Origin of the sequence: Kitasatospora sp. NPDC058063 (assembly GCF_042885395.1) — a bacterium.
GTDB lineage: Bacteria > Actinomycetota > Actinomycetes > Streptomycetales > Streptomycetaceae > Kitasatospora > Kitasatospora lactacystinica.
On record NZ_JBHVSD010000040.1, the window covers coordinates 1 to 12700 of the forward strand.

Consider the following 12700-nt stretch of genomic DNA (forward strand, 5'->3'; position numbering starts at 1 on the left):
CCGTGAGCTCTCAGGACAGCGAACTGTCACCCGCGTGGGTTACACAGAAGCCCTGGGCCCTTGCGGACAAGTCCTCCGACATCGACCGATTCGCACCACCGGTCATCATGCTCGGCCCAACGAGCTGCCTGTCGGCCCGGGCACGGTCAGTGCTGGCGTGCAACATCACCCTCGGTGGCAGGAGCGAGCTGCGACTGGATCGCGAGGACGCCATGCCGACCACGGCCCAGCTCACCTCCCTGCGCGCGGAGACGATCCGTGCTGGGCATCGGCTGGGCGACCAGCGACGGACGTCACCGGCGTACGGGCGACGGTGCTGTCCAGCGAGCGGTTCATGGCGCTGGTACCCGCGGCCCACCCCCTCGCCGGACACGCGGAGCTGAGCGCGACCGAGCTCTCCACCACCGACCTGCTCACCTGGCCCCACCAGATCAACAGCTGCCTGTGCGACCGTCTCCTGTCCGCCTTCCAGATCGGTGGAGCCGACCTGCGGATCATCAGGACCGCCGACAGCGTCCACGCCATCGCCGCCCATGTCGCCGCCGGAACGGGCATCGGCATCACCGTCGAGTCCGCACTCGACCACCGCCGACCAGGTCGTCCTCACACCCGCCGAACCGTCGGACGCCGCCACGGCGCTGCGCGACCTGCTGCTGCACGCCGCCTCGGCGGAGTCACCCTCCGCCGCGCACTGAGCGGTACAGGTCGTGACGTCGCAGGTCGTCCACCACCACGTCGCTGCGCAGGTGCTGGCCGAGGGCGGTGGGTGAGGGGGACTCGCGATCCCCCGGCCTGCCCTTCGATCCCCACTCGGGTGCACGTGCATCGAGCACTCGGAGCCGGGTGGGCGCTACGTGGTGGCGTGACCTTCGAGGTGCTACCACCCCTATCGCAATTGCGGTCCGGCCAGCCACCCGACCAATGCGCACCTGACTCCCGATGTGACGGATGTGACCTTGTGGTGTACGAAGGCGGGGAGCACGACGATGCTGCCCTGTGCCCTCGGCATGGGCTGCGGTGTGCCGAACACCTCGAAGTCACCGCCCTCGTAGTCGCGCCCATCGGTGAGTTGGATGCTGACGGTCAACTTCCGTTTGGACAGCGGTCGTTCGAGGCCATAGTCGTTGTGCCAGTGGAAGTGCCCGCGGCCCTCGACGTACTCGAGGAACTGCGGGGGTTTGACGATGTCCGTCACGTCCAGCTCGAAGTAGCGGCGGTTCAGTGTCTCTCCCGCGTCCCGGATGAGTTGATAGACGTCCTCGAACAGCGCCGACCGCGGAAGCAGGCGTGAATGGCCGACGCGGTGATCGGGCAAGGACTTCTGGCCGACGACGCCAGGGGTGACGGTATCGAGAGACCTGCACCGTTCGACGAGCTCCGCACACACGGCGGGGCCGAGGCCGGACACGATCGCGGCCCACTGCCCGGGCTCGCCGATGACGCGGGCGTTGGCGTTGGCGTCCATCATCCTGCCGCCTCGCCCGCCAACGGTCGGAGCATCATGTGGTCGAAGGGTCTCTCGGCGGGGATGTTCAGTGCGCCGGTCTCCCTCACGGCGCGTACGAAACCCGCGATGAGCGATTCGGTTTCGGCGGCCGCGTACTTCTGCAAGAAACCACGTAACTGTGAGGGCTCGTCGAGCGCGGCCAGGGCACCCAGTACCACCCGGTAGTCGGGCTCGGTGATGCGATGCAACAACGTCACGGCGCCCGCATGGCGCAGCCCGGCAACAACGGCGTCACCGAACGGCCCCGCCACTCCCGGCCACCGCGCGTCCGACCACCCGAGCGCCGCAGGCACCAGTGCTGAGGCCGCCGCGTTGCGACTGAGTTCGCGCACCACCAGGAACGCCGTGTGCACGTCGCAACGGGCGATCAACGTCTCCACCGTCCGGCCGAGCCCCGTGGCACCGGAACGGATCAGCATTCTGATCAACTGCACCGTGCGTGTCCGAAGTCGATCGTCCTTGCTGGGGTCGAGAGCGATGGCGGGAGGAAAGTAGGCGTACTCCGGGATGGGGGTGGAATGCGCACAGGTGCGAGCCACCAGGGTCACGCTCGGGCAACCAAGATGCACGACGGAGTGGATCAACGCGGGGCCTTGGTGAATCTCGTGCACGGCTCCGACGTCGAGCAACTCCGCGTCGGTGGCGACGACCCGCCCGATCATGAAATGCTCGTCAACCCGGTGTGTTTCGGCGAATTTGAAGCGGGTGTGGACGCTCTGACCGTCCAGGACGGCGAAGGCGCCGGAGAACCCGTGCGCGTGCACGTCGGTGCTGCTCTGGACCCAGAACAGTGCGTCGAGCTGAAACTCGCCGTCGTGGTAGAGCGTGACGGGCGGTTGCCCGAAGGTCTCGTCGAGCCGCGGCTGAAAGGGGAGCTCGGCACCGTCGAGTACCCAGTGCAGCACGTCGTTGCCCGTGACGGGCTCGCGGGCGAGGCCATCCGAAATGGCTCGGGCGGCAATGGATGGAAACGATTCAGGGGTGTTGTCGGACCGTCGCCAGCGGTGCCGGAGCTCGGCTGCCGTGCAGGACACGAAATCGTCGACCCGACCGCGTGTCACCGTCTCACTGCCCGTCACCATGCGACAACCCCCTGGCGATCAACCAATGGAATCGAGGGCAACCTTGCCCGGAAGTCCATGATCCGGGTTCGGCGAAGAAACCGCATCGTCCGGATCAGCTGGGCGGCGTCGAGTTCGTCGTTCTGGTCGCGCCGAAGCCGCTCGTGGATTTCGTGACCCGTCGCCACGCCGTCGATCAGCGCCAGCACGGACAGGTCCCTCGCAGTGACCGGCTGGAGCCTGCTGCCCCACGGTGTGACCACCTTGAAGTGGACGGCCGACGCCCGGCTCTTGACCGAGGTCGTCGGCCCTGGTGGGAACGAATGGTCGACGGTGTAACCATCGGCGACGATGACGGGCACCAGTCCCAGGACGGAGTCGAAGTCCGCCGCCGGCTCGACGAGCACGCCTTCGATCACCGCGAAGTCCAGCCCCAGTTCGAGCATCGTCCACAACGCGTCGGACGGCGTCTCGACGATGGGCTGCCCGGAACCGTTCAGCGACGTATTCAAGATCATCGGCACGCCGGTGCGCTCGTGGAAGCGCCGGATCAGCGCGTGGAAGCGTGGCTGGAGCTCTTCGTGAACGGATTGCACACGCGCGCTGTCGTCGACGTGCGCGACGGCGGGCACCCGGGATCCGCAGCCCGGTCGGAAGGTGAACGTGCGCAGCATGAATGGGCTGTCGCACCGCGCCTTGTCGACGTCGAACCAGGTGTGGACGTGTTCGGCCAGCACCGATGGAGCGAACGGGCGGAACGCCTCTCGCTGCTTGACGTCGCGGTTCAGCCTCACCTTGTGCTCCGCACGGCGAGGATCCACCACGATGCTGCGCTGCCCCAGCGCGCGCGGGCCGAGTTCGCTCCCGCCGTCGAACCACGCCCCGAACTTTCCGCGCTCCAACCGATCCGCAGCCACGTCGGCGATGTCGGTCACATCCCGGTCCGGGCAAACGGCGACAAGCGGGATCGATCGGATGGCTTCGCGCACCTCACTCGGGCCGTAGCGGTGCCCGAATCCCTCACTCACCAGCCTGGCCGGGCGGTGCTGGTGGTGACGCCAGAGTCCGTAGAACGCGGCGCCGACGGCGGGTCCGCTGTCCTCGGCGAAGGGCGCGACGAAGACGTCGGAGAAGCCGGACTCGTGCATCAGGCGTTCGTTCACCAGGCAGTTCAGCGCCACGCCACCGGAGTAGCACAGGTATGCCGAGGTGGACGACGCGCGCAACCGACTCACCAACGCCAGGATCGCCTCCTCGAGGGCAGATTGAACCGAGGCGGCGAGGTCGGCGTACTCGCGCTGGCGCAGAGGCCATCGATCGGAGTGCCGAAACTTATCCGGTACCGCAGTGGCGAACGTCGCCAGGCCGTTGGTCACGGACACGAATTCGTGGGGCTGGAACGACGGCGTACCGAACGGGGCCAGCCCCATGACCTTGCCTGCGTCCATCGGATCGCCGAAGATCTGCTGAGCGACGGCGGAGTACATGCCGCCGATACTTCCGAAGCCGGGCATTCCCTCGCCGGCGTGGTCCAGCCACTTGCCTTCCGGGACGAGCTGCTTGGCGATGGGGCGGATGGTCGTTCCCGACGCGTCGTACGCCGAGATGATCTCCCAGCCAGAGGGTGCGCCGATGACGGCGCAGCGCTCCTCCTCGCTGAGATCTTGATCGGGTGACCCCATTCCATCCACGACGAGAATGGCGGCATCCGAGAAGCCCGACAGGGCGTAGGCGCTGATGGCGTGGCCGAGGTGGTGCGATATCCGCAGGGCAGGAATCCCGTGAAAGCATTGGCGCAGTTGATGATTCAGACTTACGTCCTGCTCGACGTGCCCCGCCTCCCCCTGCGCACACAGCACGATGGCGTCCAGTTGCTCCGGCTCGATCCCGGCATGGCGAAGGCAGTACTCGGTGGCCAGGCTGGCGCGGGCGCCGTAGGTACGGTCGCGCTTGACGCCTGAGAGCCGCTCCTCTTGGACGGCGGCGACGATCTCGGTTCCGTGCAACAGACACGCACCGCCGTTGTGCGCGGCGCTGAGTCCGAGAATCCACGGCGTTTCAGTGTTTCTCAAGTGTTCTCCCGGCCTATCATCGGAATTCGAGGCGACCCGGCGCGCGCCAAGCCTATGCCCGGACGGGTGGCGTCGTCGTCGAATCGGCCGGTAGCAGGCCGCCCCGTTAATCCTTCCGAATGAAGCCCGCGCGCCGAACGGCGGCACGTCGAGTAGGTTCAGCACGGGGATTGCGGCTTCCGGTCCCAACGAATGGAGGCGGGATGCTGAAACAGCTGCCGATCTTGAACGTCGCGAACACATCCGGGTGCGGTTCGTGCCCGTCCAAGGCCAGCCCACCGGACGTCTCCGCCCTCGCGTTGCAGGAGGAACTGCGCACCCTGGTGCAGCGAGCAGCCGACCAGCAGGCCGAACACGTCACGCTGAGCGCAGCACCGACCGACTCGGGACCAACGGAGCTCACGCTCGCGCTCGACGAACCCTTGCCACTGGTCCACGAACTACACCATGAGCCGGTGAACGGTGCCCACGTCTGGGTCGGCGTCCAGGAGGCGGCACTGGCCGTGGCGGACGACGCACAGCACCGGCTCATCGTCAGGTTCGCGGCCGGCGGGTCGCCGCGCAGCATCGCGAACGACGTCGGATGGAACGTTGTTTCGAACGTCGTGTCCCTCCTGGCGACCTCCGGGCTGATTCGCGGGTTGACGGGCTACCGCGACCGCAAACCCGTGGGCGTCACGCTGTTCGCCCGCCTCCACCTCACGCAGGCCTGCCAACTCGAATGCGCACACTGCTATGCGGATTCGAGCCCGCACATCGATCGCGCGAACGAGCTCCCGACGGCGCGGTGGCGCACGTTCATCGACGACTTCGCCGCGCTCGGGGGCAGGCAGGTGCTGTTCACCGGTGGTGAGGCACTGATGCATCCCGGCTGTCTCGAGCTCATGGCGACCGCCAAGGAGCACCGCATGAAGGTGACCCTGTTCAGCAACGGCCTGCTGATTCCCAAGCTGGCCGAGCAGATTCATCCGCTGGCCGACCTGGTGCAGATCAGCATCGACGGACCCGACGCCGAGTCACACGACGCCATCCGCGGCCGCAACTCCTTCAAGCACGCGATCGCGGCGATCGACAGGTTGACCGAACTGGGCACTCCGACGCGCATCGGCATGACGATCGCGCCGGCCATGTGGCCCAACTGGGTGCAGAAATTCTCTCAGCTGCGAGATCGCTTCGCGGGGGCCCCGAACGTCGCCTTCAAGTTTACCTACGGCATCATGCCGCACGGCCGCGGCACCCAAATCGACTCTGCCGGGCCGGCGTCGCGGGAGGAAGTGCGCGACTTCCTTGAAGCGGTCAACGGTACCGCTCCCCAGATCACGCGGTATATGGCCACGTGCGGATACGCTGACCAGATGGTGATCGGACCCGACGGGTCGGTCTACCCCTGCCACCTGCTGGACGGGAAGGTCTGCCACATCGACGACATGCCCCTGCGCAACATCGTCGACCTGGTGGCGGGACTGGCGACACAGATCGACGTCGACCACGTCGAGGGCTGCAAGACGTGCGAGATTCGGTACCTTTGCGGCGGGACGTGCCGCGTACGCGACAGCAAGAACACCGGCTCTCGCCTGATCACCACGTGCACGCCCGAGGACAAGCATCGCAATTACGTGAAGATGGCTGGCGATTTCGCTCAGCACATGCGGTAACGGCCGAGAAAGGGAAAATCATGCCCGACAAACCCGAGGTGCCCGAGTACCCGGAAACGAAACACGAGCGGCTCACATTCTTCGTCCCGGAGGCGAACATCGACCTGTCCGGCAAGGGAATGCGGATCGCGCTCGACGAGGACCAGCTCGCGGACCTCAGCGATATGATGGATCAGAACTCGGGAACTTCACCCGGGTGCATCAGCGCGCCCGGTGGACCCAGCTGCTGACTGACCGGGCAGGGTATGCGCTGTGGCTCGCGGCCACCGGCTGATCTCCGTTTGTCCACACACCTGACGGTGATCAACGGTGGCCGTGTCCGTTTGCGCCACCGGACCTGCCGGCGCATCGACGCTCTACGAGTGTTCGGTGAGCAACGCTGCCAGGCGGTCGGCGAAGTCAGTGAGCCAGTCCCGTCGTGGTCCACTGCGGGCGATACGGAAGCCGTGGCGGAGGCCCCGAAGGCAGCTTGGACGGCATGGAACCGGACCCATCGCTGGACGCGTTCACGGTCGAGTTCCGCTGCTTCGGCGAATACGTCCAAGGTCCGGTGGACAGCCTTGCGCAGGTCGTGCGATTCGAGGAGCACCAGCGCGCGGGACTTCAGCAGTGTGTCGCCGTCGTAGGCGGGGTCTCCCGCGTACCCCTTGGGGTCGACGGCCAGCCACGGCTCGCGGTCGGCGCGCAGGATGTTCCGGGCATGGAGGTCGCCATGGAGAGGGTGTCCGGCTGGACCCGGCCCAGCTCCCGGGCGGTCGCCACGACGGCATCCAGTACCCGGCGTGGCAACGGGTGTGTCAGCTCGTCGGCGTGCCTACGCAACTGTTCCTCCCGGGCATCGGCCTGCTCACACAGCCGGGGCAGGCCGGACGGTGCGGCGGATGGCCAAGCGGCGATTGAGCCGCCCGACAACCGTCACAACCTCGTCGCCGTCCTCGACCTCTGCCAGGGTCACCGTGTGAACCCGCTCAAGGGGCATCGCGAACCGCTCGTCGTCGCGCTCATGCAGCCGGACGGTGCCACACCCGGCCCACGCCACGAACGCCCTGGACGACGGCAGGGTCGCTGGCGCGCACGGTGGCGTCGAGACCCTCGACGGTGAGGCCTTGGAGGCTCGACACGGCCTCGGCCGGACTTGGGTGGTCGCCAGGGTGCTTCCGCCGACCGAGCGCGGTGGTGACGGGGGAGGACGGCGGGGCGGGCACGGTCTTTCGTTACGGTGATCAGGGACTTCGACACTTCATGATCACCTGGAGGACGGTGCCTGCTGCGGTCCCACAACCGCTCGGCCTGCGCGAGGGGCCGTCCCATCCCGGTTGTAGAGCTATCCCCGCGAGCGCGGGGCCGACGACATCGCCGACCGAGCCGGCACCGCCGCAGCGGAGCTATCCCCGCGAGCGCGGGGCCGACTTGCCGTACTCGTCGGCGATGTTCTCGTCGCCGGAGCTATCCCCGCGAGCGTGGGGCCTGTCGGCGTCGGCTGAAAACGGGTTCTGGATCACTTTCCGTGCCAAAGCCACAGAGCATCACCAGAACCGCAATCATGAACAGCCGTGGCTGACGATCTCCTCAAAGACCTCTGGCTCCACCAAACCGCCGACATCGCGGTCAACACCCTGACCATCCGCGCCGACCGCGTCACCGTCCACGCCGCCACGACCACCGACGAGGCGGGTTGTCCGTCGTGCGGAGCTGTCTCGACCCGGGTACACAGCAGCTACGTGCGACGGTTGGACGACAGGGCGGCGGGCGGGCGGCGGGTGGTGGTCGAGTTACGGGTCCGCCGTTTCCGCTGCCGTGAACGGGCTTGCCCCCGGGCCACGTTCGTCGAGCAGGCGCCGGGGCTGACATTCCGTCACGGACGGCGGAGCCAAGGCCTGCAGACCGCGCTCCAGCAGCTCGCCCTTGCCCTTGCCGGCCGGGCCGGTTCTCGCCTGGCCGAGACCTTCGCGGTCCCGGTGAGCCGCTCCACGCTCCTGCGGCTGATACGCGCTCTGCCGGATCCGGCGCCCACGGTGCCACGCGTGCTGGGCATCGACGAGTTCGCCCTGCGCAAGGGCCACGTCTACGCCACGATCCTGGTCGACATCGAGACCCGCCGCCCGGTTGACCTGCTGCCCGACCGCACGGTCGCCACCGTCCGGTCCTGGCTGGCCGACCACCCGGGAGTGAAGGTCGTCTGCCGCGACCGCTCCGCCTCCTATGCCGAGGCCGCCCGGCTCGGCGCCCCGGACGCGATCCACGTCGCCGACCGGTTCCACCTCTGGCAGAACCTCGCCGACGCGGTCGAGACGACCGTGCTGCAGCACCGAGCCCTGCTGTCCGAACCAGCCCCTCCACCCGGCCCTGCCAGAGCAGTTGCCCTTCCGCCCGTCAGCGCCGAGCCCCGCCGGACCGGACGTCTGTCCGACCGGGTCCGCGAACAGCACGCCGCCGTCCACGCGCTCGTGAAGGACGGATTCAGCCTGCGCGCTGTCGCCCGCCGACTCGGCCTTGCACGCGGCACCGTCCGCCGACTGGCCGGCGCGCAGGATCCCGACGAACTGCTGGTCGGCCGCTGGACGGGACGCACCAGCATCCTCGACCCCTACAAGCCCTACCTCGATCAACGCTTCGCGGAGGGCCACACGATCGCCCGGCGCCTGTTCGAGGAGATCCGACACCGCGGATTCCCTGGTCAGGAGCAGATCGTGCGCGTCTACGTCCGTCGGCTGCGGGAAGCCTTCCCGCACCAGGACCCGCCCCGCCGAAAGCCGTCCGTCAGGGACGTGACCAGCTGGATCACCCGCCACCCCGACCGTCTCCCCACCGACGCGGGCCAGCAACTAAAGGAGATCCTGGCCCGCGTCCCGGCACTCGCCACCACTGCCGAGCACGTCAGGGTGTTCGCCGAGCTGATGAACGAACGGCGCGGCCGAGAGCTCAAGGAGTGGATCGCGCGCGTGCAACTGGACAAGGTCCCAGCCCTTCGAAGCTTCGCCGCCGGCCTCCTGCAGGACCTTGACGCGGTCGTCGCCGGTCTCAGCCTGAGCTACAGCTCAGGCGCGGTCGAGGGCCACAACAACAAGATCAAGATGCTCAAGCGCCAGATGTTCGGCCGCGCAAACTTCGACCTCCTACGCAAGCGTGTCCTTCACGCGACATGAGGCAGGTGGTCGTGGCGGCGTGGACGGTGACGCGGTCGGCGCGGATGGTCAGGGTGTTGACCGCGATGTCGGCGGTTTGGTGGAGCCAGAGGTCTTTGAGGAGATCGTCAGCCACGGCTGTTCATGATTGCGGTTCTGGTGATGCTCTGTGGCTTTGGCACGGAAAGTGATCCAGAACCTCGTTTCACCCGTCGACGACAGGGCCGACTGCAGGACGGACTGCAGCAGCACCTCGCGCACGGAGCTATCCCCGCGAGCGCGGGGCCGACCATGTCCCAGAACTCCTCCGTGGTGCGGCGGAGGAGCTATCCCCGCGAGCGCGGGGCCGACAAGCCGAACGCCGTGAGCTCGCCGGTGGCCGGGGAGCTATCCCCGCGAGCGCGGGGCCGACCGATGCGCAGCTGGAACACCCCCGACCACCGCAGAGCTATCCCCGCGAGCGCGGGGCCGACCCGGTGGAGGGGGTGCGGCCGGGCACCCGGATGGAGCTATCCCCGCGAGCGCGGGGCCGACGCCGCCCCGGCCCCGGCCTACCCCGAGTACTGGGAGCTATCCCCGCGAGCGCGGGGCCGACGCCGCCCCGGCCCCGGCCTACCCCGAGTACTGGGAGCTATCCCCGCGAGCGCGGGGCCGACACCCCGCCGCCGCCCGCGGCGCTGCGCAGGAGGGAGCTATCCCCGCGAGCGCGGGGCCGACACTTCCTGATCTGCTGCGATTGGGAGCAGAGTGCGCCAATCCATTCAGTTCGAATCCAGAGCCCCACGTGTGCCGGGCCGATGCCCCAGAGGCTATCTCTCCCAGCTGCGCCCCGGCGCACCGACTCTGAGCCTTCGACAGCATCGTACGGACTGTTGAAGTCAGGCGTGGGTGCAGGGGACGGGCTCGCCGGGTAAGGGCGTCGGTCAGCGCCCGGGGGCGGAGCGGCTGACGCTGGACGACCTTCAGCTCGGCGATGCCGCCGTCCTCGCCCCCGACGCCCGGACCTGAAATATCGCGGCGCCTACTGACCTTGGCGCTTCAAGGTGATGGCGGTGGGAGGTCGAGGGAGAGTCCGGTTCCGGTGAGGAAGCCGTCGAGGATGTCGGAGCGGTACTGGAGTCGTTTGAGGAGGTTGCGGACGAGGGCTTCGAGCCGGTCGAGGGCGTCACTGGCGAGGTTTGCCAGACTTCGTTTGACGTGGGCCCACAGGTACTCGACCGCGTTCGGTTCGGGTACGTAGGCGGGCAGCACGAACACCGTCAGCCAGTCCCTCGCGTCGATCAGGTCGCGCATCGCGTGGGAGTCGTGGGTGTTCAGCCGGTCCCACACCAGCACGATCGGCGCCTTGACCAGCTGGTGGATCCCGTCTATCAGCCCGATGTAGTCGTGTTCGGACAGGCTGCGGCGCTCGCCCTTGCGCCCGCTGTGCCGTCGCAGCCTGTGGCACAGGCGGGTCCGTGAGCCCGGTCGCATCGCGATCAGTCCGGCGACGGAGATCCTCCCCGAGCGGTTGCCGCTGACCTTCACGATCGGGGTGCTGCCGCGTCGTCCCCATGTACGGCCTTTGGGCGGTCTGCGGGTGAACCCGGCCTCGTCCTCGAAGCAGAGCCAGCCGTCGCAGGCCGCCCGGGCGCTTTTACCTCCGCCCACGTCGCCTCCCTCCAAGCGGCCACGGCCTGCTCGTCGCATTCAGCGGCCCGCCGCACGGGGACCTGCGGGGTGAAGCCGAGCCGGCGCATCAGACGGGTGGCCCCCGAGACGCTGTAGGCGACGTTGAACTTGCGGCCGATCAGCGTCGCCACCCGAGCCGGTCCACGCCTGGTCCTGGTCCCAGCCGTGCACGGCCGGCCCCTGCTCGAGGTATTCGGCGAGCTTCTCCCGGCACCGCGCCGACAGCTTGCATCGCTGCCCACCCGGTCCCCGTGAAGCCAACGCCCCGATCCCGTCCTCCCGCCAGGCCTGGTGCCACTGGTAGGCCGATTTCGCGGTCACCCGCAGCCTGCGGCCACCCTCCCTCGGCGGAACACCTTCGTCGAACAACGCGGCGGCCTCCAGCCGAACCGCCTCACGGCGCTGACGTGCCCTCGCCGTCAGCCCGCCCCCATCCGCATAGCGCATACCAACGGCATAAGCGCGCAAATGATGGTCAGTCAGCTACACAAACAGGCCAATCACCTTGAAGCGCCGAGGTCAGTAACGTGCAGAGTGAGCCGGGGTCCTGATGGCTGCCCCTCGCTGTTCGAGATGATGGGGCTGTGAATCTCCGTTACTTCAATCAGACCGGCTGGATCGCGATCTTCAACGGAACCGGGACTGAGATCGGTCGCATGGTGCGTGTGGAGGGCTGGGACCAGGCCACCAGGGCGGCGTTGGTGGTCGACCGGCAGCGAGGAGCCCTTCGTCCGGTGACGGACTATGAGGACTTCTCCCATCTGGAGCCGGCCGACCAGGTCGTCGCCGCGGTGCCCGGCGGAGGATGGCGGGCTCACTGGACGGACCAGGGTCCCGGCGGAACCGCGCTGACCGAGCAGGTCCTCGCGTGGCTGATCACGTCGAACGGGCGGGCAACGGCTATCACGGTCGACGCGTACGGCCATGTCGAGGACGCCGACAGCGCAGACACCTTCATCCCACCGGGTGAGGAGCTTGGGCCGCCGAAAGGGCGGTGACGGTCCTCCGCCCGGAAGGTGGAGGACCGTCACCGTTGATGAGGATCCGCGACAACGGGCTCGGGATCGCTTTGGTTACTGCCGATACCAGTCGTCTCCGCCGACGCGCAGCGAACGCCCGAGGTAGTCATGCAGGTTGTTGGCCACCCACCTACGGCTGTCGCTCTCGTGTTCCCAGACGAACACGTCCGGGCGCTGCGGCTTCTGCACGAAGGCGAACTGATCACCGCCCCCGTTGTCGCCGAAGAACATGAGGGCGTCGAAGGGCATGTAGAGCTGGGCGAAGGTCTCATCGGACCAGAAGCGGAGGTTCTGCTCGACGATCTGATCGATGGTCCAGACCGTGTGCACGTGAGCGTGGCCGAGCACCCCGTTGCTCTCCAACAGCAGTTGTTCGAGGTCCGTTGGCAGAGCTCGCCCGAGCCGCCTCTCGGCCTCGACGATGTCGGACGCCGTGACCGGCTCCCGAAGCCCTGCATCAGGAAAGACTTCCTGCACCAACTGTCTCCACATGGCCGCGAGCTTAGCCAACGGCGACGTCATACTTGGTGAACATCCACAGCGCCCAAAACCACCAACTGCTGCCCATTCCGCTGACCAATCGCGGCATC

Annotated in this window: 12 protein-coding genes, 3 pseudogenes and 1 CRISPR repeat array; of the genes and pseudogenes, 6 read left to right on the forward strand and 9 right to left on the reverse strand. The window is 67.7% G+C overall.

Annotation, left to right across the window (positions count from 1 at the left end; translation table 11 throughout):
• Window positions 1-334 precede the first annotated feature (334 nt).
• Both ACFVUY_RS39985 and ACFVUY_RS39990 read left to right on the forward strand, forming a co-directional pair.
• Window positions 335-541, forward strand: a pseudogene (locus tag ACFVUY_RS39985) (LysR substrate-binding domain-containing protein); the annotation flags it as partial.
• On the forward strand, window positions 534-695 hold the full coding sequence (locus ACFVUY_RS39990) for a hypothetical protein (protein ID WP_387736949.1): 162 nt from the start codon (window positions 534-536) through the stop codon (window positions 693-695). The pseudogene ACFVUY_RS39985 and the gene ACFVUY_RS39990, both read left to right, overlap by 8 nt.
• Window positions 696-886: 191 nt before the next feature.
• Here ACFVUY_RS39990 and ACFVUY_RS39995 read toward each other — a convergent pair whose 3' ends face one another.
• Genes ACFVUY_RS39995 through ACFVUY_RS40005 form a run of 3 tightly spaced genes read right to left on the reverse strand, consistent with a single transcriptional unit; the run spans window position 887 to window position 4640 of the window.
• A complete protein-coding gene (locus ACFVUY_RS39995) occupies window positions 887-1468 on the reverse strand; it encodes a 2OG-Fe(II) oxygenase (RefSeq protein ID WP_387736950.1) in 582 nt (193 codons plus the stop codon).
• On the reverse strand, window positions 1465-2589 hold the full coding sequence (locus tag ACFVUY_RS40000; protein ID WP_387736951.1) for a hypothetical protein: 1125 nt from the start codon (window positions 2587-2589) through the stop codon (window positions 1465-1467). The genes ACFVUY_RS39995 and ACFVUY_RS40000 overlap by 4 nt, the downstream gene beginning before the upstream one ends.
• Entirely contained in the window at window positions 2583-4640 is a 2058-nt protein-coding gene (locus ACFVUY_RS40005) for a carbamoyltransferase (protein ID WP_387736952.1), read from the reverse strand. Before ACFVUY_RS40005 ends, ACFVUY_RS40000 begins: the two co-directional genes overlap by 7 nt.
• Window positions 4641-4843: 203 nt before the next feature.
• Here ACFVUY_RS40005 and ACFVUY_RS40010 point away from each other — a divergent pair, with 203 nt between their 5' ends.
• Together ACFVUY_RS40010 and ACFVUY_RS40015 are read left to right on the forward strand one after the other, a co-directional pair.
• Window positions 4844-6295 (forward strand): radical SAM/SPASM domain-containing protein, encoded by a 1452-nt coding sequence (locus ACFVUY_RS40010; protein ID WP_387736953.1) that lies wholly within the window; start codon window positions 4844-4846, stop codon window positions 6293-6295.
• Window positions 6296-6315: 20 nt separating this feature from the next.
• Complete coding sequence (locus ACFVUY_RS40015; protein WP_387736954.1) at window positions 6316-6525, forward strand: hypothetical protein; 210 nt, start codon at window positions 6316-6318, stop codon at window positions 6523-6525.
• On the opposite strand, the gene ACFVUY_RS40020 is transcribed toward ACFVUY_RS40015, so the two are convergent.
• Window positions 6468-6986, reverse strand: coding sequence for an aminoglycoside phosphotransferase family protein (locus tag ACFVUY_RS40020; protein ID WP_387737000.1), 519 nt, complete (start codon window positions 6984-6986; stop codon window positions 6468-6470). The genes ACFVUY_RS40015 and ACFVUY_RS40020 overlap by 58 nt on opposite strands.
• 862 nt (window positions 6987-7848) lie before the next feature.
• Here ACFVUY_RS40020 and ACFVUY_RS40025 point away from each other — a divergent pair.
• Window positions 7849-9441: an ISL3 family transposase gene (locus ACFVUY_RS40025; RefSeq protein WP_387736955.1), complete on the forward strand. Its 1593-nt coding sequence runs from the start codon at window positions 7849-7851 to the stop codon at window positions 9439-9441.
• A gap of 48 nt (window positions 9442-9489) precedes the next feature.
• Here ACFVUY_RS40025 and ACFVUY_RS40030 read toward each other — a convergent pair whose 3' ends face one another.
• From ACFVUY_RS40030 to ACFVUY_RS40045, 4 genes and pseudogenes are all read right to left on the reverse strand, one after another.
• On the reverse strand, window positions 9490-9681 hold the full coding sequence (locus tag ACFVUY_RS40030; RefSeq protein ID WP_387736956.1) for a hypothetical protein: 192 nt from the start codon (window positions 9679-9681) through the stop codon (window positions 9490-9492).
• A CRISPR array of direct repeats spans window positions 9682-10137; the repeat unit is 29 nt; unit sequence GGAGCTATCCCCGCGAGCGCGGGGCCGAC.
• Window positions 10138-10458: 321 nt separating this feature from the next.
• Window positions 10459-11070, reverse strand: a complete 612-nt coding sequence (locus tag ACFVUY_RS40035; RefSeq protein WP_387736957.1) for a transposase — start codon at window positions 11068-11070, stop codon at window positions 10459-10461.
• Between the two features lie 62 nt (window positions 11071-11132).
• Window positions 11133-11333 (reverse strand): annotated as a pseudogene (locus ACFVUY_RS40040) (winged helix-turn-helix domain-containing protein); the annotation flags it as partial.
• A 76-nt stretch (window positions 11334-11409) separates the two neighbouring features.
• A pseudogene (locus ACFVUY_RS40045) lies at window positions 11410-11538 on the reverse strand (hypothetical protein); the annotation flags it as partial.
• 137 nt (window positions 11539-11675) lie between these two features.
• On the opposite strand from ACFVUY_RS40045, the gene ACFVUY_RS40050 reads away from it, so the two are divergent.
• On the forward strand, window positions 11676-12089 hold the full coding sequence (locus ACFVUY_RS40050) for a hypothetical protein (protein WP_387736958.1): 414 nt from the start codon (window positions 11676-11678) through the stop codon (window positions 12087-12089).
• A 75-nt stretch (window positions 12090-12164) separates the two neighbouring features.
• Here the strand turns inward: ACFVUY_RS40050 and ACFVUY_RS40055 are convergent, their stop codons facing one another.
• Window positions 12165-12602, reverse strand: coding sequence for an SMI1/KNR4 family protein (locus ACFVUY_RS40055; protein ID WP_387736959.1), 438 nt, complete (start codon window positions 12600-12602; stop codon window positions 12165-12167).
• Window positions 12603-12700: the final 98 nt, after the last annotated feature.